We start from the raw sequence: 25752 nt of genomic DNA, 5'->3' as shown, positions 1-25752 counted from the left end.
AATAACATTTAAGGTGAAGATAGATGAAAAAAATAAAAATTCACGGTGGCCGTCCTCTAAAAGGGGAAGTAACCATTAGTGGTGCAAAAAATAGTGCGGTAGCTTTAATTCCGGCTGCCATTTTAGCGGATTCTCCCGTAATCTTAGAAGGCGTACCAGACATTCAAGACGTACATTCCTTAATGGATATTCTAGAAATCATGGGGGTAAAGACGACTTTCCAAAACAACACGCTGGAAATCGATTCCACAGAATTGGTTTCGATTCCCATGCCTAGTGGCAAAATCAATAGTTTACGAGCTTCCTATTATTTTATGGGAGCACTTTTGGGACGCTTTGGCGAGGCAGTCGTGGGCTTACCTGGGGGCTGTTATTTAGGACCACGCCCGATTGATTTACATATTAAAGGCTTTGAAATGCTAGGAGCAAAAGTGACCAATGAACACGGAGCCATGTATTTGCGGACGCCGGATAAGAAGTTGCACGGGGAACGGATTTTCTTGGATATGGTATCCATTGGCGCCACGATTAATATCATGTTGGCGGCGGTAAAAGCAGAAGGCAAGACGATTATCGAAAATGCCGCCCGGGAACCTGAAATCATCGATGTGGCCACTTTGTTGAACAACATGGGGGCGAAGATTCGCGGAGCTGGTACCAATGAAATTCGAATCGAAGGAGTAGAAAAACTCCACGGTTGCCGGCATTCCATTATCCCGGACCGCATCGAGGCGGGAACGTATTTGGCTATGGCTGCGGCTGTCGGCGAAGGCATTAAAGTCAACAATGTGATCTATGAGCATTTGGAAAGCTATATTGCGAAGCTAGAAGAACTAGGCGTGCCTATGGAAGTCAAAGAAGACAGCATCGAAGTCTTCCCAGTTAAAGAGCTCAATCCTGTAATCGTCAAAACCTATCCTTATCCAGGTTTTGCCACGGATCTCCAACAGCCGATTACGCCTTTGTTAATGAAAGCCAAGGGAACTTCGGATGTGATCGATACGATTTATGCCAAGCGAGTGAACCATATCCCGGAAATGGTGCGAATGGGTGCGGATGCGCAGATTGAAGGTAATATGATTATCGTCAACGGTCCCACCAAACTCCACGGAGCGGAAGTCGTGGCTAGTGATTTGAGGGCCGGGGCGGCGCTAGTGATTGCCGGATTGATGGCAGAAGGCACGACGACGATTACCAATGTGGAATTCATCCTACGGGGCTATGATCACATTATTGAGAAAATCCAAGCTCTCGGCGGCGACATTGAGATGGTGGAAGAATGATCAAAGAAGGGATCGGCCATGAGTGATTATCTGACAATGTCTGAGCTGGAACATAAGACCTTAAAAGAAATCTATCGCTACGCCCGGGATTTCAAGATTCCTTATTACAGCCAGATGAACAAAAAAGAGCTTTCCTTGGCAGTGATTCGCGCCCAAGCAGAGAAACAAGGTTTTTACTATATGGAAGGCGTCTTGGATATCGTGGGACAAGAAGGCTATGGCTTTTTGCGGCCACTTAACTTTGGTCCCAGTGGGGAAGATATCTATATCTCTTCTTCGCAAATTCGCCGTTTCGGTTTGCGCAATGGGGACAAGGTAGCCGGCAAAGCGCGACCACCGAAAGAATCGGAACGTTACTACGGCTTGATGCATGTGGAAAGCGTCAACGGCAAGAATCCGGAAGAAGCCAAAGAACGCCCGCATTTTCCAGCTTTGACCCCACTATATCCCAACCGTCAGCTAAAATTGGAAACCACTCGGGGACGCTTAGCTACCCGGATGATGGACCTCTTTGCGCCTGTGGGCTTTGGTCAGCGGGGGTTGATCGTGGCGCCACCGAAAGCTGGGAAAACCAGTATCATCAAAGAAATCGCCAATGGGATTACCGATAATTTTCCTGATGTGGAATTGATTGTCCTCTTAATCGACGAACGCCCGGAAGAAGTCACAGATTTGGAACGTAGTGTCAAAGGGGAAGTAGTTTCTTCCACTTTTGATTTGCAGCCGCAAAACCATACTCGGGTGTCCGAGCTAGTTTTGGAACGGGCCATGCGCTTAGTGGAAGACAAGCGGGACGTGGTGATTTTAATGGATAGCTTGACCAGACTTGCTCGAGCGTATAATTTAGTCGTCCCTCCAAGCGGGCGTACGTTAAGTGGCGGGATTGATCCGGCGGCTTTATACAAACCGAAGAAATTCTTTGGGGCGGCCCGGAATATCGAAGAAGGAGGTAGCCTGACGATTTTGGCTACGGCTTTGGTGGACACGGGAAGTCGCATGGACGATGTGATTTATGAAGAATTCAAAGGCACGGGGAATATGGAACTCCATCTATCCCGAGAACTAGCCGAACGTCGCATCTTCCCAGCCATCGATATCAAGCGTTCTGGCACCAGAAAAGAAGAGCTCCTCATGAGTGAAAGCCAACTAGAAGAGACTTGGAAACTGCGCAATCAGATGAACGGGGATGCTTTGGAATACACGGAACAATTCCGCAACCTCTTGAAAAATACCAAGAACAATCAGGAATTGCTACATTCTATTAAAGATTTGACCGTGAAAAATACAGGTCGCCGAAATCAAAAAAGGTCATAAAGATAATTGCATCTAGCTGTGAAACATGGTAAGATGTTCATGTTGCAAATTGACAAATAACTCTGGTGAAGCAAATGAGCCAGGGCAAAGGAGCGAACAAATCATGAAACAAGATATCCATCCGAATTACCATCCAGTAGTATTCATGGATTCAACTACCGGTTTTAAATTCTTGTCTGGTTCTACTAAGAACTCTCAAGAAACAGTTGAATGGGAAGACGGCAACACGTATCCATTGATCCGTGTCGAAGTTACTTCTGACTCTCATCCATTCTACACTGGGCGTCAAAAATTCACCCAAGCAGACGGACGTGTGGACCGCTTCAACAAAAAGTACGGTCTCAAAGACAAGAACGCTGCACAATAATTCTAACTTGCTTAGAAGGCTGTTTTATCAACAGTTTGGAGGTTTCTTCTTTTATAGAAGGAGCCTCTTTTTTATTTACAGAAATCCACAAATCTTTTTTGACTTTTTACTACCGACTGGCTAAGCTTGAATAAAAGATGATAGGAGCTAGAGGATGAAAAAGTTCAGCTGTTTATTAATTATCATGTTCACTGTTTTTTTATTAAGTGCTTGTCGCAAGCAACCGACCTCGCAAACTAGTGGGACTATCACGGATATTTATCAAAATACAATTACGATTTTAACGGATGATGGTAAAAGTGAGCAAGGAGAGCAAAAGCAAGGGGATTTGTCTTTTGAGTGGGGAGAAGCCGCGGATTTTAAAGTTGGTGAGCGGATCAGAATTACTATCCAAGGACCAATCAGGACGTCTTTTCCTGCGATAGCTGAGGTTATGCATATTGAAAAACTAGCAGAGTAATTTAAAGCGACGATAGAACGTGAGCGAGTAGCTGTGCTTTCGTGACAAACATCGCTTTTTCTTTTATGATTGAATTAGTCGTAAATAACGAATAAATACCAATTACAAGGAGAACAGATGAATCAAAAAATCGATTTATTATTTACCTTAGATGAAGGCTATTTAGCTCCTTTAAAAGTAGCGTTGTTATCCATTCACGACAACAATCCTCGCCAAGACTTTCGTGTTTGGTTGGTCCATGAACGGATATCAGAAGAAAGTATCACAACCCTACAAGCCTTTTGCCATTCTTTGGGATTTGAGTTACAAGTAATCAAAGTGGACGGTAGTAACTGGGCGAGTGCGCCTACCGTGGCACGTTATCCTAAAGAAATGTATTTCCGACTGTTAGCAGGGGAGATTCTCCCGGAGGATATCACCAAAGTATTGTATTTAGATCCGGATATTCTGGTGATTAATCCTTTAACCGATTTATGGAATCTCGAGCTTGATCAGCACTTGTTGGCGGCGGCCACTCATACAGGCCTTTTGGATGTCTCCACGCCGATCAATAAAGTGCGCTTGGATTTGGATCACGAGTATTACAATTCCGGTGTGATGCTGTTGAATTTGACTCAGGCTCGGGAAAAAGTGCAATGGGCTGATATTAGTCGGGTGATCGAAAAGTATGCCCACTTTTTAGTTTTACCGGACCAAGACATCTTGAACTATCTCTATGGAAAGTATGCATTGACGATTCCCGAGGAGCGCTGGAATTACGATGCTCGTATGTATGCCAAGTACTTCACCCGGAGTTTGAGTAAGCATGATCTCCACTGGGTGATGGCTAATACTTCGATTTTGCATTTTTGTGGGAAGCCGAAGCCCTGGGACAAAAAACACGACAATCGGTTCACTGCTTTGTACCTGAGTTATCAAAACCGAGTAGTAGAACTTGAAAAAGAGTTATAATACGATTGGTATAGCCTAAAAAATAGGTAAGACAAAAGCAGTGGCCGTTAAAGTTACTGTTTTTTTGTCGATTAAAAAAAACTGTGTTTTCCAATTGTTCAGGCGTATACTCGGCCTAAGCGATTTGCTTATGGGGGAGGAAGCAGGATGTTTGAAAAGAAAATGGACGAGCAACAACGATTAATTCGCGGTCAAGGAGTTTTCATTGGTCTAGGGGTATTTAGCGGGTTATTGATTGTAAAAGACGCTTTGGTGGATTTTCAGGTGATTAGGATTCCGAAAATCGGAACCATTGTGGATGTGCTCTTTTTAGTGCTGGGTATTTTTATCGCCACAGGGTTTATGATCCAAAAAAGAGTGCTTTCGCTAGACTATCTCGGGCGGACGGGGAAAATTCTGGGGGCTTTGACGCTCGTTTCTGTCCTTCAGCTGTTGCAGACTATCATTAGTCAGAGACCATTGATTGACAGCAACCAAGTGACCTTGGGGATGGTGCAGTTGTCCCAAGTGGTGCTTTTTGCGGCCTTTACGATTTTTCTGTGGGCTCACTGGATTTTCTTAAGCAAAGAGAAGTAACCTTGACTTTCTAGCGCGAGATTTCTCGGTTGCGGGAAGCAGCGCACCATGCTAGTATAAAACCATTATTTGATGGAAGAAGGACTGTTATGAGCTGGGATGAAGCAGAGAAAAAAGCGGCTTATGAGCTGTTATTATTGCAACAAGCGGGACTTTTAGAAGCAGAGGACAATTGGTTGGCCAATTTAGCCAACTCATCGGCGCTTTTAAATCAAACCTTAAAAGAAACCGTCTTTGCCGGGTATTACTTATTCAATGGCGAAGAATTAATCTTAGGGCCTTTCCAAGGAAAAGTTTCCTGTACCCGGATAAAAATGGGCAAGGGGGTTTGTGGGGAGAGTGCGGCCAAGGAAGAAACCCTGATTGTGCCCAATGTGAAAGAACATGCCAACTATATCTCTTGTGACGGGACAGCCATGTCAGAAATCGTGGTACCCATGATTAAAGACGGTAAGTTAATCGGGGTTTTGGATATCGACGCCGGCGTGACAGCGATGTATGATGAAATCGATCAAGAGTATCTGGAAAAATACGTGGCGCTATTACTAGGGAGTAACTAAAAAACGTGAGTCGGAACATTCCGACTCACGTTTTTTTGCTTTTAAAATTTGAAATAATTTGCGGCGTTGTCGTAGCAGATGGCTTTGACTAAATTGCCGAGTAATTCTTCGTCTTCTGGAGCTTCTTCTCGTTCCACGATTTCGCCGACGAATTCGCAAAGGACTCGACGGAAGTATTCGTGACGAGTGTAAGAAAGGAAGCTGCGGGAGTCGGTTAACATCCCCACGAAGTTGTGCAAGACGCTACCGTCAGCGAACTTGGTCAATTGACGACGCATGCCATCGCGAGTGTCGTTAAACCACCAGCCGGAGCCTAGTTGCAATTTGTTTTGGCCGTCTTTTTGGAAACATTGCATCAAAGCGACTAAAACATCGAAGTCATTTGGATTTAAGGAGTACAGAATCGTTTGTGGCAAGCTGTCCGTTTGATCCGCTGCATCGAGTAATTTTTGCAGTGGAATGGTGATGGACAAGTCGTTGATGCCGTCGTAGCCAGTATCTGGGCCTAATTGGTTAAACATGCGAGTGTTGCAGTTGCGATAAGCATGAATGTGCAATTGCATAGTCCAATCGTGGTCGTGGTAAGCTTTGCATAAATGTACCAAGACCGCAGTCCGATACGCGTGGATTTCTGCGTCCGTTAACCCGTCGCCTTTAAGAGCTTTAGCCAAAATGCTGTTCAAAGTTGCTTCGTCTGCTGCTTCGTACTTCAATACATCCAAAGCGTGGTCGGACAAGCGTCCCCCCATAGCATGGAAGAAGTCGATCCGGCTGTCTAGTGCCTGGTACAAGTCACTCATGGTAGCGATGGTGATGCCGGCCACTTCTCCTAGTTTTGCCATGTAGTCGGCATAGTCTGGTTTGTCGATGTTTAGAGCCTTGTCAGGACGGAAGGTTGGCAAGACTTTGAAGCGATTTTCTTCTTGAGCTAGTTTTTTGTGGTAAGCCAAGTCGTCCACAGGATCATCCGTGGTACAGATGACTTTCACGTTGCTGTTGAAGATGATTTCTCGCCGACGGAAGTCTGCTTGGGCTAGTTTTTCATTGGCCCGATCCCAGATTTCTTGGGCATTTTGTTCATTGACCAGAAGATCAATGCCGAAGAAGCGTTTCAATTCCAAATGAGTCCAAGAGTAAAGAGGGTTGCCAATGATTTTTGGCACGGTTTGACACCAAGCCATAAACTTGTCGAAGTCGCTAGCAGAACCGGTAATGCGTTCTTCCGGTACGCCACAAGAGCGCATCAAGCGCCATTTGTAGTGGTCGCCCCCAAGCCAAGCTTCGGTGATATTGGTGAAGTGTTCATTGTTATAGATTTCTTTAGGGTCCAAATGGCAGTGGTAGTCAATAATCGGTTGTTCTTTGGCTACATTGTGGAAGAGGGTTTTCGCCCAGTCATTGGTAAGTAAAAAATCATCGGATAAAAACATTCTCAAAATTCCTTCTTTCTTTTATTCATACATTCACAAGCTAAGTCCGGGAAAAACCAGGGACAAGCCCTGGTAATCCTCCGACTAGAGTGTTACTCCGTTTTTAAAGATGGCGATTTCCCGTACGTCGTTGGCTTCATTGCGGGTTTCAGCTCCGCTCGCTACGGTGATAATATGGGCGATGAAATCGTCTAAGACTACATCCATGGCTTCATCGAGCAAGCGTCCGGCATTGAAGTCCATCCAGTGTGGTTTCTTTTCAAAGATTTGACTGTTAGTAGCCACTTTCATGGTTGGGACATAGGCGCCAAATGGGGTACCGCGACCGGTGGTAAAGAGTACCAATTGACAGTCGGCAGAGGCCAGAGCAGTGGCAGCTACCAAGTCATTTCCAGGACCTTCCAATAAGCTCAAGCCAGGTTCCCGCAGTTTTTCCCCATAATGCAAGACGTCCACCACAGCAGAGGTTCCGGATTTTTGCGTACAACCAAGGGATTTGTCTTCGAGAGTCGTGATTCCGCCGTCTTTGTTTCCTGGAGAGGGGTTTTCATAGACCGGTTCACCATAGGACAAGAAGTATTCCTTGAAATCGTTGATCAAATGCACGATTTTTTCAAAGGTCGCTTCGTCTTTCGCCCGAGCCATTAAGACTTGTTCTGCTCCAAACATTTCCGGTACTTCCGTCAAGACGGTGCTGCCTCCTTGGGAAACCAAGAAGTCGGAGAAAGCGCCGAGTAGTGGATTCGCAGTGATACCTGAGAACCCGTCGGAACCGCCACATTTCAAACCAACTTTTAATTCACTCAAAGGAATCGCTTCTCGTTTGTCGTCTTTGGCCACTTCTAGTAATTCTTCTAAGATGGCTTCCCCAGTTTCGATTTCGTCGGCTACTTCTTGAGCGACTAAGAACTTAATCCGACTTTCATCGTAATCCCCAAGTTTCGCCCGGAATTCTTTGACGGTATTGTTTTCACAGCCTAGCCCAAAGACCATGACAGCCCCGGCATTCGGATGTTGTACGGCGTCGATTAGGACTTGGCGCGTGTTCTTATGGTCTTGTCCCAGTTGCGAGCAGCCATAAGGATGTTTTAAAATCGTCACATTGTCAAAGGGTCCTAAGTTTGGATGTTTTTGTTTAAACTGTTGTACGATGATTTCCGCCATGCCGTTGATACAGCCCACAGTAGGGACGATTAACAAGTCATTGCGAATCCCGACTTTGCCGTTTGCCCGACGATAGCCTTGGAAGGTCAAGTCTTTTTTCGGGTATTTGATTTCGTGTAAATTGGGTTCATAAGTGTAGTCCAGTTCCCCGGAAAGGTTTGTCTTCACGTTTTGCGTGTGAATCCAGTCACCGGCTGCTACGTCAGTGGTCACATGACCGATGGGGTAGCCGTATTTGATGACATCGGCATTTTCCGGTAAAGCTTCTAAGGCGATTTTGTGACCTTGGGGGATATCTTGGGTGGGAACAATTACTAAGTCATCAATGTGAAGCTCCGTTCCCTTCGCAATTGGGTGTAAAGCTACGGCTACATTGTCACGAGGGTTTAATTTTAATAGATCCGCTTTTTTTGTAATGGTTGGATTCGCCATGTGGATTCCTCTTTTCTGATTATTCAGCTTGCTGATGAATTTCTTTGATTACTGCCCGTGTGCCTACTTCATGGATTTTTTGGACTAGGTCATTCACTGTGTCAACCAGTGGGGCAACTTCGGTTAAGTCTTGACCCCAAAGTTTTGTTTGAGCTAGTAAGAAAGCGACTTGTTCTGTTGTTGGCAATTCTTTAGCTTCAGCAAACAGTGCCAAGACTTCGGCATCGTCATTGCCAGCTTCTTGTAAATAAGAAACGATTAATGCCGCCAAAGCTGCAGTGATACCTAATGGCAAGGAGTTTTTCGTGTCATAGAAGCGTAGCAAGATTGGCAAAAGGCGAGCTTGGAATTTAGAAACACTGTTCAAGGCGATAGAAGACAGTTCGTGACGGACAAATGGATTTTTGAACCGTTCTTTAATTTGTTCTGCGTAAGCTGCTAACTCTGCTTCTGGTAAGTCGAGCATCGGGATCAATTCCCGGGCAAATAAGTCATCTACAAACACAGAAAAATCAGCATCAAGCATGACTTCTTCCACGGTTTCCAGCCCAGCCAAGCGAGCAAGTGGAACCATCGCAGTATGAGGCCCATTCAACAAGTGTACTTTCCGTTCCCGATAAGGAGTCATATCATCCGTGACGATCACATTCAAGCCAGCTTCTTGTAGTGGCAAGATTTCTTTGATTTTTTGTGGTCCTTCGATGACCCATAGCATGAAGGGCTCTGCTTTTACCATTAAATTGTCGATGTAGCCATGTTTTTCATTTAGTTCATCTGCCCGGTCTCTTGGATAGCCAGGAACGATCCGGTCCACGAGACTGCAACAGAAGGTATTTTCTTTCGTCAACCAAGTTTTGAAGTCTGCTTTTAGGTCCCAATGCTCTGCATATTGCTGGATGATAGCCAAGAGTTTTTCCCCGTTACGGTCGATGAGTTCACAAGGGATAATGGTGAAGCCTGGTTTTTGCAGCTGGTAGCGTTTGTATAAAAGGGCAGTCAATTTTGCTGGGAAGCTCTTTGGTGGCGTATCGTTCAAAGCGTCACTTTCATCATAAGCAATGCCGGCTTCCGTCGTATTGGAAAGGATGATTTCCAAGTTTTCGTCTTCGGCCAGTGCCAAATACTCTTGCCATTCTTCGTAAGGGTTGAGCACACGATTTACAGTGGAGATGATTTCGGAAGTATTGACGGTTTTGCCATCTAAAAGGCCTTCTAAAATCACTGTGTACAGATAGTCTTGCTCTTTTAACATCTTGCCTAAACCTTGGCTAATCGGTTGAACCACAACCGCGCTTCCGTTGAACAAGCCTTGTTTGTTCATTTGTTGCAATTGCCAATCTACGAACCCACGCATGAAATTGCCTTCCCCAAACTGAATCACTTTCTCTGGGAAATGGGCAAACTCCCCATAGTTGTTGCTTAATTGTTCCATTTATTACTCCTCCTTCATAATGAATGCAGAAACTGCACACGTTAACATTTTGTTGTATATTGAAATCCTCTCAAAAAGCGAGAGGACTTTGTAAACTTTGCCGCACTTCTAAGCGAGTGTCTAATAAGAAACTGGTTTGCTCCACAGGTTCTCCATTAATCATCTGTAACAAAAGCCGTAAGCCTAGTTCACTAATTTCATCCAAAGGTTTGTGGATGGTGGTCAGTGGTGGGTTGGTGTACTTGGAAAAGGGGATATCATCAAAGCCAATCAGGCCGATATCCTCAGGAACCGAGATTCCCATTTGGTGACAGGCATTTAGTGCCCCAATTGCCATATCATCATTCCCACAAAAGATGACTTCCGGTGGATTTGGTAGTTGCAGTAGCTCTAAAGCCGCCTTTTTCCCACTTTCAAGACTGTAGTCCCCAGCGATTAGCCATTCTTTTGGTAACGGAACTTCCAGAGATTGAAGCGTCGAAAGAAAGCTCTCTTTTCGAATCAAAGCGGAGCGAAAGCCACTTTTTCCTTCGATCATAGCAAATTTTCGATAGCCTTGTTCGTAGGCATAGGTCACAGCTTGGCGAACGCCTTGGGCATCGTCTGCTGTGACGTTTATCACATTGTCAGTTAAGACTTGGCGATTGAGAACCACAGTAGGTAAGCCGTTTTCCACGAGTTTTTGGAAAAACGCATCGTCGTCATCGGACTGACTCATGACGATGGCTCCATCCGAACGTTGCTGAGTGAGAAACTCTTGGTGATTCACGGAGTCAATCCCTCGAACGGAAAGATTATATTCCTTGGGCAAGTTTTCACTAATGCTCTTAATCACTTCCACCAAAAAGCTGTCTGAAGTCCCTTCATTGATGCTGGAAAAGAAGAGGCTAATAAGATAAGACTTCTGTTGTACCAAACTTTTTGCACTAACATTAGGCGTGTAATTCATGCTTTGTGCCAGTTCGTTGATCCGCTTTTTCGTTTCCGCCTTGATCAAAGGACTATCGTTCAGTGCCCGGGAAACTGTGGTATGGGAGACGCCAGCTATTTTTGCGATATCTTTAATGGTAACCATAAAAAAACTGGCCTCCTTTTCATTTACTGATTTCAGTATAAGAACGAAGGAGAAAAATGTCAATACACCAAGGATGCACACGTTAAACTTTTTTTGTAGATTCCATGCAAAGCCATTTTTTTATACGAGCTGAAAGATTGTGAAAACGATTTCTTATAGTGGCTGTTTTACAAGAGAAAAGTACGTATTGAAGGCTTTCTTCAACTGGGAAATTTTGATAACACTTGTGAAAAGACACACGTTTCTAAAAAACGAAAACGTTTGTTATCTTTTAGATGACAAAATAATAAGAAAATGATTAGAAATTTCTTGACGAGAATTTAGCGTTAATGTTAATATAAAATTATAAAAAGGTTAGAACTGAGTGAAAATATGAATTACGAGACGATACAGTTGGGACAAGCTTACGAATGTCAGCCAGTAGGATTGCAAAAAAGAATTACGGGAGAAGTCATTAAAAAACTGGACCGATGTGTGGTTGTGAATGTGGAACGTTATGATTACATCGATCATGATGAAATTCAGGAACGCTGCGGTAAAGTCGTCGTGCGTTATGAAGAAATTTATGGAAAAGCGTTGGTTAGTTGCTTCTTTAGCTAAACATGAAAACATACCTCTACAGGAAAAAACAGGAATCCTTTAGAGCACCGAAAAGAGACGGAGAGATTCGTTTCTTTTTTATTTGGGATGACAAAGTATAGAAATGACTCAGAAAAAATGGTTTGCTAAAAAACACCAAATCAAAAAGAGCCAAAATCCTGTTTTACAAGGATTTTGGCTCTTAGTGAAAAATCATAATGGAGCTGGCGGGAGTCGAACCCGCGTCCAAACATCTCGCTACTCAAGACTCTACGCTCGTAGTCAGTTCTATTTAGGAGATTCGCTCAAACAATCGCCGAGTGACAGGCTACTGTTATCGCTAGTCTGATGATCTCTTCTAGTGCTTACAGACGGAAAGCACTAGCGTATTCCACTAGATTTGAGACCCTGGTCCGAGCACATGGACGATGCCGGGAGGATCACGCCAAACTGTTTTTAGGCAGCTAAAGCGTAAGTGTTTTCGTTTTTAGCAGTTATATTTAACTGTAACGTTTTAACGCAGACGTAACCTGCGAAGCGCATCTCAAGCTCGACAATGCCTGTCGAATCCGTAACAGCCCCCTAAAAAAAGGGACGATTCCGTGAAAATAGTATACCACAAATCAAAAATGATGAAAATGTTTTTGAATTTCTTTTAATTAGTTAGCCGAAGATAAGCTCTTCTCTGTAAGCCAATCGGTAAGAGTTACACAGTTGTTTAGAACAATTGGTAGAGGAGATACTAAAAAGTCTAGAGTTTGGCTTTTGAGAATCGCTTATGCTAGTAAATCTGGGAGTCTTCTGTGAAAAAGTTGGGAAAATGATCCATGACTTGTTCTTGTTCGTCAATGGCCATGTGCAAGTGCAAGGTGATCAAAAAAGCCAATTCATCTAAATCATGGCTGACGATGGCATCGTATAAGGCTTGATGTTCATCGGTAACTTTTTGCCAGTCCAATTCGGTAACTTCCAAGCGTAGCCAACGGAACCGGTCAAAGTGGGTGGCGTGATCTTCAATCCATGTCCAAACTTCTCCTCGGCCGGCAATTTCAAAGCAGGTCCGGTGAAAGGCACTGTCCAATTGGAAAAAGTCGCTAATTCCCCGGCGAGCAGTGGCGTTTTCAGTTTCTAGCAAGATGGCTTCTAGGGCTTTTTTGTCTTTGTCATCAATTTTGGCGCTACATTCCGCTAAGATGGAACGCTCTAATGTTTCCCGTACATAACGAGCGTTGGAAGCAGATTTGAGATCGATTTTTGAGATATAGGTGCCCGATTGGGGAATCGTGTAGACTAATTCCTGATTTCGCAATTGAATGAGAGCCTCGCGAATCGGGGTACGACCGATGTTCAGGGCCTTTTCCAGTTCCTTTTCTGAAATTTTTGCCCCGGGTTCTAACTCGGAATAAATAATCTTTTTGCGAATAGCCTTGTAGGCTTGTCCTTGTAAATTTAAGATCAAGTGGGTCAATCCTTTCTGGTGAAAACAACTAAAACTGAATCGTTGATATGTTAGTTTTGTGAGAAAAACCTTACAAATACTTAATCAAGTAAATTATACGTTTTTCCTTTCCGAGAAACAAGCGCTTTGGGAAAATCAAAGACTAGGGGTAACTTAATGTTTCCATTTGCTAAGGGAAAAGCCATAGGGAAATGCTAATATATTAATTAAACGGTCTATCGTAAGTTAAATGAGCAAAGAAGGAAAGAAGCAGCGACCTCACTAGGGTCACTGCTTCTTTTTAAATCAAATCAAAGTGTTTCAAGGCGTGAACGATACCGCCGTCCGTATTTTTCTTGGTGACGAAATCAGCCACAGATTTTAAACCTTCGCCGGCATTGCCCATGGCGATTTTCGTATCACAAGCACTGAGCAAAGCTAAATCATTGGGACCATCCCCAAAGCCAAAGGTCGGAATGTTCGGTAACGCGAGTTTTTCTTTGAGAATCTTGACTCCTTGCCCTTTGTTGGTACCTTTTTTTACGGTATCCATGGAAAAAGGAGTATTGCGATAAAATTCAAACTCTGGGAACGTTGCTTCATAGTAATCCTGATGGTCCGTGCCTAAGACGAGCAACATATTAATGGGGTTACTGCGGAAGGCTTCAGGTTCAATGGGCGGAATCTGTGAATGAATGGAATTATAGGCGTTAATCAACGCTTCCGAGTGGCCTGTACACCAGATTTTTTGTTCATTATAGTAGGAAAGTTGGTCACCCTTATCAAGGATGCTGTAATAGACCCGTTCGATGCTCGCTTCATCGATTAAATCGGAATGGATTTCCTTTCCTGCTACTCGAATAAACGCACCGTTCATGACGATATTGGAGTCGATGTGAGCAGCCTTCCGAATGGCAGTGATTTCAATTTCCGTGCGGCCGGTGGCGATAACCGGTAAAACCCGATTTTCTTTTAAGCGAAGCATGGCCTCACTGACTTCCGGTGTGATTTGGGATTTCGCATCCAACAAGGTACCGTCTAAATCAAAAAAAGCGATGGCTTGATAGTTCAATAGGAACACCTCTATTTTATATTGTGCCCGTATTTCAGGGGCTCGGCTTCATCATAGCAAAAAATCGAAGAAAGGGGAAACCTTGTGGGAAGGTTCTGTGAAGATAATGGTCTAGAATGCGGTTTTCGAGTATACTTATGTTGAGGCTGACTACCCTTTTTGGGAGAACGCTATTCTAGACTGGTGAATGGATGTGAGAAGATGAATATTTTAATGATTGAAGATAACGAATCCGTGTCCGAAATGATGCAAATGTTCTTTTTGAATGAAGGCTGGGATGCTACTTTCCAATACGATGGACAAGAAGGTTTAGATGCTTTTTTGGCCGAGCCGGATAAGTGGGATATGATTACCCTCGATTTGAATTTGCCAGGGCTGGACGGGATGAGCGTCGCCCGGGAGATTCGCAAAGTTTCCAATACAGTGCCGATTATTATGTTAACGGCTCGGGATTCGGAAAGTGACCAAGTGATTGGGCTGGAAATGGGGGCCGATGACTATGTCACCAAGCCTTTTAGTCCTTTAACTCTGATTGCCCGGATTAAAGCCTTGCATCGCCGTAGTGAGTTGGTGGAAAAACCGGTGGAAACAGAAACTACAGGCTTTGACGTGAAAACCGATCACTTTAAGATGAACACCAAGACTCGAGAGGCCTTTTTAAATGATCAACCAATTGAAGGACTAACTCCGAAAGAATTTGATCTGTTGTATACCTTGGCGAAAAAACCGCGACAAGTCTTCTCCAGAGAGCAGTTGTTGGAGTTGGTTTGGGATTATCAATACTTTGGTGATGAACGCACGGTAGACGCCCATATCAAGAAATTGCGGCAGAAAATCGAGAAAGTCGGGCCGCAAGTCATTCAAACCGTCTGGGGTGTGGGGTATAAGTTCGATGATTCTGGTGTTGCCTAATGCGCTATCTCTACCAACAATTAATGGCCTTTTGGGTCGTGATTGCGGTGGTTCTCTTAATCGTCGGGGTTTCCTTTACCCAGATGACCCGACATACGATTGAAGAGAGCAACTACGATCAGCTCTTTAGCTATGCGGACTCAGTGGTGGAATTCGCTCAAAATTACGCCAATGAATACACCCCGGGAGACGATCCCGAGGTGGTTTTGGAACAGTCTTTGCGGCTCACGGAGCGGATTTACACCCACCAAAATATCAACTTTGTCTATATCAACGATCAAAAAGAAGTCATTTACCCGATGGATGCTAGTCAGCAAGCTTTGATTAATGAAGGCTTGATGGAGAGCATTACTAAGAGTCAGTGGTCTGCTTTGGAGCAAGGGATTCAACAAAAGTTCACCACCACAAAGAATATCTACGGCGAATCGGAGACCACCGCTTACGTGATGTTGCGATTGAAATTAAACGATCGTTTCGGTGTTTTGGTTTTGACTCAGCCGGCGGTAAACTTAGAAAAAAGTGTTCAATCACTAAATGCCAATATGTTTACGGGCTTTATCATTTCTAGTATCGTGGCGCTGGTCATCAGTTTCTTTTATGCCAGTATCCAAGTGCGGCGAATCAATCGCATGAAAAAAGCCACCAAAGAAATCGCCAGTGGGAATTTCGATGTGCGGTTACCGGTGAATCATAAAGATGAGTTTGATGAGCTTGCGGAAGACTTTAACCAGATGACCGTGGCTTTACAAGACTCCAATGAAGAAATTGAGCGCCAAGAAGAGCGACGGAAGCAATTTATGGCCGATGCCGCCCACGAGATGCGCACACCGCTAACGACGATTAATGGCCTTCTTGAAGGCTTGCAGTACAACGCCATTCCAGAAAATCAAAAGGAAAAAGCGGTTAGTCTAATGAAGAATGAAACCGAGCGTTTGATTCGTTTGGTCAATGAAAATTTGGACTACGAAAAGATTCGTACCAACCAAATCTCCATCGTTGTGAAACGCTTTGATGCCACGGAAACTTTGCGTAATCTGCTGACGCAATTAGAAAAGAAGGCCACGGCTGCCGGAGACAAATTGATTTTGACCACGGAAGAGCCAATCGAGGTCTACGCGGATTATGACCGCTTTGTGCAAATCATGGTGAATATCATTCAAAATGCTATTCAGTTCACTACAGATGGGACCATTACCATTGGCCTGCAAAAAGGCTACTTGGAAACCATTGTGGAGATTAAAGACACGGGCATTGGTATGACCAAAGAACAGCTGGATAATATTTGGGAACGCTACTACAAAGTCGACCCTTCCCGAAAAAATCGCAAATTTGGGGAATCTGGTCTGGGATTGCCAATCGTGCAACAGCTAGTTCGTTTGCACAAAGGAAAAATCGAAGTCACCAGTGAAGTCGATCAAGGGACTACGTTTCGGATTTCCTTCCCTGATGTGGAATTGCCAGATGAACCTGCTTCAGAGGAGCTAAAACAAGCGACAGCAGAGGAAGCACCAGAAACACCCTCAGAGACAAAAACAGACAAAGAAGACTAAAAAAACGTAGCTTCCCGTTTTAGGGAGCTACGTTTTTTTAGTCTTGATTTTTTTGAGGCATCGTTTGTTGTAAGGAGGTGGCTAGAGAAGCATTTTGGGTGATAAAGACCACATCCAAGTCCCTTTGCGCCACCAAACCATAAATGTAATGGAGCAAGTCCTGGGTTTCTTTAATACTCAAGTGTTCCGTCACATCTAGAAAAAGCAGTTGTTCTGGCTGACGCAAGAGCTGTTGCATGATTTGTAGGCGCAAGCGCTGAAAGTAGGTTAATTCTTCAATGGGTTTACGCAAAATCGTGGCGTCCAAACCTAATAATTGAAAGAGCGCTCGATTGGTTTGAGCTTTTCGCAGTTTGCGAGAGACGCCCAGGTAGAGATTATCTGAAAGGGAGAGATATGGAATGGTTTCCCAATCGTTGTAAATCAGGGCCGTCTTTTTTTTCGTCTCTTGTGCTTCATAAAGCTGCAAAGCCTCGGTGAGATCCTGGCTATACAAAACGGTAATGTGATTGGTTGGAATCAGCATCATTTTTTCCACCTCCTGGAACAAGTAAACAGGCTAAGGGGCAAAACGGTAATTAAAATTACGGTGAAGGCTGCAAAAGTGCGAGCCAAAGACCGTAAAGCAACGTGCAACCAGTGTTGACCATCCAATTGGAAAGAGTCCACTAAGAGTAAGGCATTTTGTGGCAGTTGTAAGACTAAAGGTGCACTGGCATCAGCAGACTGCTGAGTTCCAACTTCGGTAGCCATGGAGCTCAAGGTGGTGAACTGAGCGATAAAAGCCGACTGCAATCGTTGGATAAAAACTTCCGTCCAATTTTGGAACATGATCATGATGAGAAAAAGAAAGACCAAGTACCCAATCAATGGCAATGCAAATTCTAGCAGCAATTGGCTAGTGACACAGCGACGGGTGACCCCGAGTCGTTGGAAGGTACGAAATTCCTGTTTCCTTTGACGACAGTAGCCGAAACCAAGCCAGTAAATACCGATTGCAAAGAAACCACAACAAAGAAGTAAACACAGATTATAAAAAGGCAGAATACCTTGTAAATTTTGGAGCAAGGTATGCAACCAGTCTTGATCGACTTGAGTCAGACTGTCTTGACCAGCCGCAGCAATGCCAGCGCTAGTTTTCAGGACGACGGTCTTTAAAGTCGTGATTAAAAAAAGTAAGGGTAAAAAGAGGGCCAGCAAAATCAAGTACCGATATAAAAAACGTCGATGGTAGTTTAAGCTGGCCACAGCGTGAGAGATTCCCAGCATGATATTCACCTCAATCCTATCAAACAGTATAAAATAGTTTTTTGAACAAAGTATGAATAAGATGAGGCGAAAGAAGCAACTTGTGCAACACACAAAAACCAGCACAAAAAAACTCGAACTAGCTGACCATTAGGCTGGCTAGTTCGAGTTTTTAGTTTGATTTACTTTTCTGCGGCTTCACTATCCGCTGTGGCTGTACCATGAATCTCTTGATAAGTTTGTGTCTTGTAGAGATCTGCGGTGCTGACACCATTGTTTTGACTTAGGACGCTTGTGGAGTCGGCGCCGGCTTTTTCTGCGGCTTCTTTCAACTGCGTTTCCGCATCCTTATAGTTGAATTGCGTAGTGTCTAATTCTTTCAAACCGCTCTTGGTGTAGAAGCGGAACAAATCACCACTGTTGATCTGATCGGAAGTCGCTAGTTGTTGAGAAACTTGATCTTTTAGACTGTCAACTTCTTGTTGTTGTTCGGCAGTTGGTTCGGTAATCGCTGTACCAGTGGCCGTGTCGTACAAGCTACCTTTGTGGTACACGTATTTGTTTGAAACGAAATCGCCATTGCGGAAAGCAACTACTTGATCGTGTTCAGGCGACAATAGGTCTTGTCCTAGTTGGATGTAATTCGTGGTATCCACACCTAGTAAATGTAGCAAGGTTGGCAGGGCATCTACTTGGCCGCCATACGTGTGGTTGATGCCACCTTTGGTTTGACCAGGAACGTGAATCATGTAAGGAACTTTTTGCATTTGCGCATCGTCGTAGCTAGTCCAAGTATCTTCTGTTTTACCAAGCAGTGGTGCAAGAGAAGTATTCCGGCTTTCAGAAATCCCATAGTGGTCACCGTACAAGACGATAACAGAGTTTTCATAGAGGCCGCTAGCTTTCAAGTAATTGAAGAATTCTTCCACGGCGCTGTCTAAGTAGTTCGCCGTTGCGAAGTAGCCGTTAATGGTTTCATCGTCGGTTTGCGCCAATGGGAATCCAGCTTCATCCCCAGTGAACTGGGAGTAAGGGAAGTGGTTAGACACGGCGATAAACTTCGCATAGAAAGGTTGTTGCAACTGTTCCAAGTACTTCGCTGATTGCTCAAAGAACGGTTTGTCGTGCAAGCCGTATTGGAAAGAGTTGTCTTCGTTCACATCGTAATATTCTTTGCTAAAGAAGTAATCGTAACCCCAGTGTTTGTAAGTTTCGTTACGGTTCCAGAAAGTACCGTCGTTTCCGTGGAAGACTGCTGAAGTGTAACCGTCCACTTGTTCTAAAATATTTGGTGCAGATTCAAAGGTATTTTTGCCACCTAATTGTGTCATTAATGCCCCTTGGTTTAGACCAAAGAGGGAATTGTCCATCAATGTTTCTGCATCACTGGTCTTACCACCTTTGACTTGGTGATAGAAATTGTCAAAGGAGAAGGTTTGATTGTCATGGTACAAGCTGTTAATAAACGGCATCACTTCATGTTCCACACCGTTTTCGTCTTTCAACTTGTAATCGATTAAGAATTGTTGGGTGCTTTCTAAGTGAATGTAAATCACATTTTTGCCCTTGGCGATGCCATAAAGGTCATCGTTTGGGGCGGCATAGTGATCACTTACATAATTTGCTACTTCGTCCATATCGTTTGGTGAAGCTTCCGCCCGTACTTGACTGGCTTGATAGGTTTGCACACCATCATAAGCGGTAAAGGCGTTAATCCCCAAGTATTTCACGAGGTAATCCCGGGAGAATGTCCGAGTCAAAAGTTCTGGCCGATCGACTTCGGCAAGGAAAAGATTCCCGAAGAAAATCATCACGGATAAAGTGGACATCGCCAAAGCCATCCGGGCCCGCACTGGTCGTTCATCTAGGGTGATCTTCTTGCGAGCAAAAAGTACGATCAAGACAACAAAGTCGAGCCAATACAAAACATCGTGAATGCGGAAGAGGCGTAAAGCACTTTCTCCTAAGCCACTGGCTACTTTACCGGCACCTAAAATAGTGTTAATGGTAATGAAGTCGGTGAACTCTCGATAGTAGGAAATATTCGCAAATAATAGTAATGTCATCAAGAAATAGATGACCATCATGGTAATGTAGGAAACTTTTGGCCGCTTCACATACAAGGCGATAGACAATAGAAACAATGTCGTCGCAATCGGGTTAATGAAGAGGATAAAGTATTGACGCACACTTTCGATACCGAGATTGAACTCGAAAAGATACGCGCAGATATTTTTCACCCAGAATAAGATTGCCAAGAGGCTAAAGAATCCTAAACGAGTGTTCAGAAATTTGGGTAGTTTCATCTTGTTCAATGGAAGTCCGTCCTTTTTTATTTGTCTAGTTTATGAAAAGCATTTTCAATTGTTACATCATCTTTACATTTTACTAGCACCAAAATCAAGTGTCAATTGAAAGTAAGCGGTTTGGTGCGAATTAACTTTTTCTTTACCATCCGGGATACTAGCGGATAGATTGAGGAGTTTGGTATACTGAGGAGTAGAAATTAAAGGATGTGGAACATGGTGATCAAAGTCAAAAAAAGTGCAGTGAAAAAGTTTCGACGGGGGTATCCCTTGATTCAGGAAGAAGACTTGCAAAGTGTCCCTGAAACCAATCAATGGGTGGAGTTTTGTGATCAGGAAGGAAAATACCTAGCCACAGGCTATCTAGGGGAGCAAAACAAAGGCATCGGCTGGTTGGTGAGCTGGCAACGTCAGCCAATCGATCAAGCTTTCTTTACCACTTGTTTTCAGATTGCCAAAGAAAAACGGGGCTCGTATTACAATGATGCACAAACTACGGCGTTTCGGATTTTTAACGGGGAAGGCGATGGTGTCGGGGGGATGACGGTGGACCTCTACGACGAATATGCGGTCTTTTCTTGGTATAACGCCACCTTGTATCATCAAAAAGAAGTGGTTTTAGCTGCTTTTCAAACCGTATTCCCAGAGGTTAAAGGAGCGTATGAAAAGATTCGCTTCCAAGCAAAAGGCTTACCGGAAAGTCAGCAGGTCTATGGGGAGTCTGCCCCAGAACCATTGCTCGTTTTAGAAAATGGCGTCCACTATGCCGTGTACTTAAATGAAGGCTTAATGACCGGCATCTTCTTGGATCAAAAAGAAGTCCGAGGACGCTTAGCTGGCGGTCTGGCTCAAGGCAAGCGTGTTTTGAACATGTTTAGCTACACCGGTGCTTTCTCTGTGGCAGCGGCTATGGGTGGGGCGCTAGAAACCACCAGTGTGGATCTGGCAAAGCGCAGCCTACCGAAGACTCGAGAGCAATTTGCAGTCAATGGTCTTGACCCTGAGACTCAAAAGATTCACGTGATGGACGTGTTTAATTATTTTGATTATGGTAAGAAAAAAGGCTTGCTTTTTGATTTGATCGTCTTGGATCCGCCGAGTTTTGCACGGAATAAAAAGCGTGTCTTTTCTGTACACAAAAATTATGGAGACTTGATTACCGATAGCTTGCCGATTTTGGCGCCAGGAGGCTTGATTTTAGCTTCCACGAATGCGGCTAATTTGCCGGCAGAACGTTTCCAAAAGACAATTGAAGAAGCTTTTGAAGCTGCCGGTGTTCAGTATCACTTGCAGGAAGCCTTTCGCTTACCCGGGGATTTTGTGGTGAATCAGGCTTTTTCTGAAGGCAATTATTTAAAGGTCTTTTTGTATCAAGTGAAGCAATAGCCGATAGTTTGCAACTAAAAAGGGGAGAAGCGGGATGCAATTTGAAATCAAAAACCAAGTCTTTGGTCAGGGACGGCCGAAGATTTGCGTGCCTTTAGTGGGGGATACTCAAGAACTGTTAGTAAGTGAAGCGCAACTAGCCGAAAAAAGCAGTTGCGAAGTAGTAGAATGGCGAGTGGATCTTTTTGAAGAAGTGACTAGCCTAGAAGCCGTGGTGACTACTTTAGATGAAATTCGGGAAAATTTGCCAAACAAACTGCTGCTAGTGACCTTCCGTACCCAAGCGGAAGGCGGGCAGCGAGACCTTTCCTTACATTATTATCAGGAACTTTATGAAGCTGTGGCGGCCACAGGGCAAGTGGAGTTATTGGATGTGGAGTTAGGCGTGGCGGAATATCTAGGCCGTGGTTTCATCCAAGGGTTGAAAAAACAAGGTGTGGGGATCATCTTAAGCTATCACAACTTTCAAAAGACCCCGGCAGACGGCGAGTTACTTTTAAAGGTTAGTGTTATGAAGCAGTTTGCCGCAGATTTTGGTAAATTAGCGGTTATGCCCCACGAATTGAAAGATGTTTTGCGCTTTATGAACGTCTCGGTGCAATTGGCTGAATTAACAGAGCTCCCCTTGATTTTGATCTCCATGGGGGACTTAGGAAAAACGACCCGAGTTTCCGGAGAATTGATTCATTCCGTGATGACCTTTGGCTCTTTGACGGATTCTTCGGCTCCAGGTCAGATTCCTGTGGAAGAATTGCGCCAAGTGTTAGACGTGATGCATATGGAAAAGAGTGAATGAAATGGCAAAGAAAAAAATGCCGAAAACCAATGCGATTCGGCAAGTAGAACAAAAAAAGATCCCCTATAAAGAGTACACTTATGAATGGAATGAAGAGCATTTAGGCGCGGATCATGTGATAGAAGAAACCCATGCCAATCCGGACCAACTCTTTAAAACCTTAGTGGCCGTGGGCAATGTTATCGGCCCTATCGTGGCGGTCATTCCGGGAAACCGGGAACTAGACTTAAAGAAAATTGCCAAAGTCAGTGGCAATAAAAAAGTCGAATTGTTGCATTTACGGGATTTGGAAGCGACCACCGGCTATATTCGCGGAGGGTGTTCGCCAGTGGGGATGAAGAAACGTTTTCCTACTTTTATCCACGAAAGTGCGTTGAACTACCCGACGATGATCGTCTCCGCCGGTAAGCGAGGCTTGCAAATGGAATTGGCTCCCGCGGATTTAGCAAGTCTTACAGGCGCAAAATTTGTCGATTTAACTGCAGAAGACTAAGTTTGTTGTATTGGGTACAGGTTTTTTTAAAAGGCCAGGTGTCTCCTAGATTTTCTAGAAGATGCCTGGCCTTTTTGTATATTCGTAAAATAAATTGAGATTTTTATCCCCAGTATCCGGCGATTTCGGCGGCGTGTTGACCCGCCACGTGACCGGTGCACAGGGCGGCAGTAATATTATAACCGCCGGTGTACCCATTGAAATCCAAGACTTCCCCTGCAAAGAACAAGCCGTGGCAATACTTGCTTTCCAAAGTCTTCGGCTGAACTTCCTTCACCGCAACGCCGCCAGCGGTTACGAAGGCTTTTTCCAAAGCAATGGTGCGAATCACGGGAATCTGAAAAGCTTTTAGGAAATCGCGTAATTGTTCGATTTGCTTTTGGCTCGCGTCAAACCCGATGCAGTCGGCTAGTCCACATTGGTCTAAGAAATAATGAAGCAAGCGCTCTGGTACAACACCGGCTAAAGCGTTCTTGGCTTGTTTTTTCGTTTGGAGTTGTTGCTGCAGTTGAGCCAACAATGCTTTGGCGCTCATCTGAGGCAGACTGTCTAATTCCACCAGTACCGGCTGGCCAGTTTCTCGCAATTGGCGATTGACGAAATAGGCGCAGCGTAAGGCCGCTGGACCGGAAAGGCCAAAGTGGGTGAACAAGAGGTCCATTTCATGAGTGACGATTTTTTTACCTTTTGGAGAAAGGACGGAAAGGGCGATGTCTTGCAAAGAGAGTCCTTGTAAAGTCCCAGCTTTAATAAAGTCAGCTTCTGAGATTAACGGGGCCTCTGTGGCAAATAAGGGCGTAATGTGATGGCCCACACTTTTGGCAAAGGTGTAGCCATCCCCGGTAGCTCCGGTGCCAGGATAGGTTTTTCCCCCAGTAGTGACGATTACACAAGTAGCCGCCACATCCCCTAAATCACAGCGAACGCCTTGAACCGTTTCCTCCTGGGTGATTAATTTGGTCACATTACAGGAAAACTCCAAGTCTACACCAGCCTCAATGGCGGCTGCTACCAAAGCATCCACAATGGTTTTCGAGCGGTCGCTTACAGGAAACATCCGCCCATGATCTTCTTCTTTTAAGGCCACATTTTGCTGGGCAAAGAACGCCATGATGTCTTGGTTGTTCCATTGGGCAAAGGTGGAGTATAAAAAGCGACCGTTACCGGGAATATGGGTGATTAAATCATCCACGGGTCGTTGGTTCGTGACGTTACAGCGACCGCCTCCGGTCATGCGCAGTTTTTTGCCGGCTTTTTTATTCTTTTCTAAAAGGAGGACGGAGGCGCCTTGTTGTCCTGCACTAATGGCTGCCATTAAACCGGCCGGGCCAGCTCCAATGACAATCACATCGTATCTCTTTTTCATGGTGACACATCCTTTTTTTGATTAATTCCGAACTTTTAACAGAAAATTCTAAAAATTAGGTACTTTTTCCCCAATGTTTTACGAGAATCTGGTAAAATGTAAAAGCAAATAATTTTTTCATTCGTAATGGGGGGGACAATTCATGACAGCAAAAGACTATGTAAAAGCAATTGGCGCACAATTACACGAAAAAGACGGAAACCAAACAGAATTTTTACAAGCGGTGGACGAATTCTTATCCACGGTGACACCTTTCTTAGAAAAACATCCTGAATATGAAGCAAACAATCTCTTGGCGCTTTTAACCGAACCAGAGCGCTTGTTGCAATTCCGCGTACCTTGGCAAGATGATGAAGGCCAGTGGCAAGTCAATCGGGGATACCGGATTCAGTTTAATTCTGCATTAGGCCCCTATAAAGGCGGCCTGCGCTTTCATCCTAGCGTGAATTTGTCCATTTTGAAATTTTTAGCATTTGAGCAAATCTTTAAAAACAGTTTGACCGGACTACCGATTGGTGGGGGCAAAGGCGGTTCTGACTTCGATCCTAAAGGCAAATCCGATGGGGAAATCATGCGCTTTTGCCAAAGTTTTATGACGGAATTAGCCAAACATATCGGTCCGAACTTAGACGTTCCGGCTGGGGATATCGGCGTTGGTGGTCGGGAAATCGGCTACCTCTTTGGCCAGTATAAACGATTACGCCAGTACGATGCCGGGATTTTAACCGGGAAGCCCGTGGACTTCTGGGGTAGCTTAGGTCGGACTGAGGCAACTGGGTACGGTGCCGTCTATTTTGTAAATCATCTGTTAGCATACAACAAGGATAGCTTCGATGGCAAACACGTCTTAGTATCTGGCTCTGGGAATGTGGCGATTTATGCCATTGAGAAGTTGCAGCAGTTAGGCGCAAAGGCGATTTCTTGTTCCGATTCCACTGGGGTGATTATCGACGAAGCCGGGATTGACTTGGAATTATTAAAGGAAATTAAAGAGGTCAAACGGGAGCGCTTAACCGCCTACAAAGAAGCTCGCCCAGAAGCGACTTATGTGGAAGGCTCACTGTGGGATCAAGCAGTCGCCGCTGACATCGCTATGCCATGTGCCACTCAAAATGAAATCAATTTGGCTCAAGCCAAAGAATTAGTGAAAAACGGCGTGAAAATCGTGGCGGAAGGGGCCAATATGCCTGCAACCTTGGACGCTGCCGAGTACTTTATCGCCCAAGGGGTTCATTATTGCCCAGGGAAAGCAGCCAATGCCGGGGGTGTCGCCGTGTCTGCTTTGGAAATGAGCCAAAACTCTCAGCGTCTCACTTGGACAAAAGAAGAAGTAGATCAGCGGTTGGATGATATTATGAAGAATATTTATGAAACTTGCCGGGATACTGCTTTGGAGTATGGCGCGGAAAACAACTACATGTTAGGTGCGAATATTGCCGGCTTTGCCAAAGTCGCCAACGCCATGTTGCAACAAGGATTGGTATAAACCACTCCAAGAAAAAGTCAAAAAAACCCCGCCACTTGTCTAGTCAAGCTCGACAGGCCCGTGGTGTGGGCATTTT

At 44.5% G+C, this 25752-nt stretch carries 24 protein-coding genes and 1 other RNA gene; 14 read left to right on the top strand and 11 right to left on the bottom strand.

The genetic code is table 11. The features are described from left to right. Positions 1–23 precede the first annotated feature (23 nt). The 7 genes from I579_RS00330 to I579_RS00300 all read left to right on the top strand — a co-directional run bounded on the left by I579_RS00330 (position 24) and on the right by I579_RS00300 (position 5511). Complete coding sequence (locus tag I579_RS00330; protein ID WP_010753195.1) at positions 24–1283, top strand: UDP-N-acetylglucosamine 1-carboxyvinyltransferase; 1260 nt, start codon at positions 24–26, stop codon at positions 1281–1283. 18 nt (positions 1284–1301) lie between these two features. Further along, positions 1302–2597: a transcription termination factor Rho gene (gene rho / locus I579_RS00325; protein ID WP_010753196.1), complete on the top strand. Its 1296-nt coding sequence runs from the start codon at positions 1302–1304 to the stop codon at positions 2595–2597. Between the two features lie 103 nt (positions 2598–2700). Further along, positions 2701–2964, top strand: coding sequence for a type B 50S ribosomal protein L31 (locus I579_RS00320; RefSeq protein ID WP_010753197.1), 264 nt, complete (start codon positions 2701–2703; stop codon positions 2962–2964). Between the two features lie 154 nt (positions 2965–3118). Next, positions 3119–3424: a DUF3221 domain-containing protein gene (locus tag I579_RS00315; RefSeq protein ID WP_010753198.1), complete on the top strand. Its 306-nt coding sequence runs from the start codon at positions 3119–3121 to the stop codon at positions 3422–3424. A gap of 117 nt (positions 3425–3541) precedes the next feature. After that, positions 3542–4375: a glycosyltransferase family 8 protein gene (locus I579_RS00310; RefSeq protein ID WP_010753199.1), complete on the top strand. Its 834-nt coding sequence runs from the start codon at positions 3542–3544 to the stop codon at positions 4373–4375. A 147-nt stretch (positions 4376–4522) separates the two neighbouring features. Continuing rightward, on the top strand, positions 4523–4951 hold the full coding sequence (locus I579_RS00305; RefSeq protein ID WP_010753200.1) for a hypothetical protein: 429 nt from the start codon (positions 4523–4525) through the stop codon (positions 4949–4951). Positions 4952–5040: 89 nt separating this feature from the next. Continuing rightward, the gene (locus I579_RS00300) at positions 5041–5511 is read left to right on the top strand and encodes a GAF domain-containing protein (RefSeq protein WP_010753201.1); all 471 of its coding nucleotides are present in this window, start codon (positions 5041–5043) and stop codon (positions 5509–5511) included. A 41-nt stretch (positions 5512–5552) separates the two neighbouring features. Here the strand turns inward: I579_RS00300 and uxaC are convergent, their stop codons facing one another. From uxaC to I579_RS00280, 4 genes are all read right to left on the bottom strand, one after another. Further along, positions 5553–6941 (bottom strand): glucuronate isomerase, encoded by a 1389-nt coding sequence (gene uxaC / locus I579_RS00295; RefSeq protein WP_010753202.1) that lies wholly within the window; start codon positions 6939–6941, stop codon positions 5553–5555. Positions 6942–7025: 84 nt separating this feature from the next. Then, positions 7026–8537, bottom strand: coding sequence for a UxaA family hydrolase (locus I579_RS00290; RefSeq protein ID WP_010753203.1), 1512 nt, complete (start codon positions 8535–8537; stop codon positions 7026–7028). Between the two features lie 19 nt (positions 8538–8556). After that, positions 8557–9969: a tagaturonate reductase gene (locus tag I579_RS00285; RefSeq protein ID WP_010753204.1), complete on the bottom strand. Its 1413-nt coding sequence runs from the start codon at positions 9967–9969 to the stop codon at positions 8557–8559. 70 nt (positions 9970–10039) lie between these two features. Continuing rightward, positions 10040–11044, bottom strand: a complete 1005-nt coding sequence (locus tag I579_RS00280; protein ID WP_010753205.1) for a LacI family DNA-binding transcriptional regulator — start codon at positions 11042–11044, stop codon at positions 10040–10042. Positions 11045–11416: 372 nt separating this feature from the next. Here I579_RS00280 and I579_RS00275 point away from each other — a divergent pair, with 372 nt between their 5' ends. Continuing rightward, on the top strand, positions 11417–11644 hold the full coding sequence (locus I579_RS00275) for a hypothetical protein (protein WP_010753206.1): 228 nt from the start codon (positions 11417–11419) through the stop codon (positions 11642–11644). 195 nt (positions 11645–11839) lie between these two features. Here the strand turns inward: I579_RS00275 and ssrA are convergent. The 3 genes from ssrA to I579_RS00265 form a co-directional block, all read right to left on the bottom strand. Further along, positions 11840–12205, bottom strand: a transfer-messenger RNA (tmRNA) gene (gene ssrA, locus I579_RS12595). 199 nt (positions 12206–12404) lie between these two features. Then, entirely contained in the window at positions 12405–13082 is a 678-nt protein-coding gene (locus I579_RS00270) for a GntR family transcriptional regulator (RefSeq protein ID WP_010753207.1), read from the bottom strand. 280 nt (positions 13083–13362) lie between these two features. Next, positions 13363–14133 (bottom strand): Cof-type HAD-IIB family hydrolase, encoded by a 771-nt coding sequence (locus I579_RS00265; protein WP_010753208.1) that lies wholly within the window; start codon positions 14131–14133, stop codon positions 13363–13365. 201 nt (positions 14134–14334) lie between these two features. On the opposite strand from I579_RS00265, the gene I579_RS00260 reads away from it, so the two are divergent. Both I579_RS00260 and I579_RS00255 read left to right on the top strand, forming a co-directional pair. Beyond that, on the top strand, positions 14335–15045 hold the full coding sequence (locus I579_RS00260; RefSeq protein ID WP_010753209.1) for a response regulator transcription factor: 711 nt from the start codon (positions 14335–14337) through the stop codon (positions 15043–15045). Next, a complete protein-coding gene (locus I579_RS00255) occupies positions 15045–16595 on the top strand; it encodes a sensor histidine kinase (RefSeq protein WP_010753210.1) in 1551 nt (516 codons plus the stop codon). The genes I579_RS00260 and I579_RS00255 overlap by 1 nt, the downstream gene beginning before the upstream one ends. Positions 16596–16632: 37 nt before the next feature. On the opposite strand, the gene I579_RS00250 is transcribed toward I579_RS00255, so the two are convergent. The 3 genes from I579_RS00250 to I579_RS00240 all read right to left on the bottom strand — a co-directional run bounded on the left by I579_RS00250 (position 16633) and on the right by I579_RS00240 (position 20149). Continuing rightward, on the bottom strand, positions 16633–17124 hold the full coding sequence (locus I579_RS00250) for a hypothetical protein (protein ID WP_010753211.1): 492 nt from the start codon (positions 17122–17124) through the stop codon (positions 16633–16635). Further along, positions 17121–17873 (bottom strand): hypothetical protein, encoded by a 753-nt coding sequence (locus I579_RS00245; protein WP_143139891.1) that lies wholly within the window; start codon positions 17871–17873, stop codon positions 17121–17123. Before I579_RS00245 ends, I579_RS00250 begins: the two co-directional genes overlap by 4 nt. A 152-nt stretch (positions 17874–18025) precedes the next feature. Continuing rightward, positions 18026–20149: an LTA synthase family protein gene (locus I579_RS00240; protein ID WP_034810384.1), complete on the bottom strand. Its 2124-nt coding sequence runs from the start codon at positions 20147–20149 to the stop codon at positions 18026–18028. 216 nt (positions 20150–20365) lie between these two features. Here I579_RS00240 and I579_RS00235 point away from each other — a divergent pair, with 216 nt between their 5' ends. The 3 genes from I579_RS00235 to ybaK are packed head-to-tail and all read left to right on the top strand — an operon-like array spanning position 20366 to position 22824. Next, complete coding sequence (locus tag I579_RS00235; protein ID WP_010753214.1) at positions 20366–21535, top strand: class I SAM-dependent rRNA methyltransferase; 1170 nt, start codon at positions 20366–20368, stop codon at positions 21533–21535. Between the two features lie 34 nt (positions 21536–21569). Beyond that, complete coding sequence (gene aroD / locus I579_RS00230) at positions 21570–22331, top strand: type I 3-dehydroquinate dehydratase (protein ID WP_010753215.1); 762 nt, start codon at positions 21570–21572, stop codon at positions 22329–22331. Between the two features lies 1 nt (position 22332). Further along, the gene (gene ybaK / locus I579_RS00225; RefSeq protein WP_010753216.1) at positions 22333–22824 is read left to right on the top strand and encodes a Cys-tRNA(Pro) deacylase; all 492 of its coding nucleotides are present in this window, start codon (positions 22333–22335) and stop codon (positions 22822–22824) included. Positions 22825–22927: 103 nt separating this feature from the next. On the opposite strand, the gene I579_RS00220 is transcribed toward ybaK, so the two are convergent. Then, positions 22928–24190, bottom strand: coding sequence for a BaiN/RdsA family NAD(P)/FAD-dependent oxidoreductase (locus I579_RS00220; protein WP_010753217.1), 1263 nt, complete (start codon positions 24188–24190; stop codon positions 22928–22930). Between the two features lie 142 nt (positions 24191–24332). Here I579_RS00220 and gdhA point away from each other — a divergent pair, with 142 nt between their 5' ends. Continuing rightward, positions 24333–25676, top strand: a complete 1344-nt coding sequence (gdhA, locus tag I579_RS00215; RefSeq protein ID WP_010753218.1) for an NADP-specific glutamate dehydrogenase — start codon at positions 24333–24335, stop codon at positions 25674–25676. Positions 25677–25752: the final 76 nt, after the last annotated feature.

This window comes from Enterococcus asini ATCC 700915 (assembly GCF_000407365.1).
Classification (GTDB): domain Bacteria; phylum Bacillota; class Bacilli; order Lactobacillales; family Enterococcaceae; genus Enterococcus_C; species Enterococcus_C asini.
Note: the sequence above shows the minus strand (reverse complement) of the source record. Positions and strands in the feature narration are given on the sequence as shown.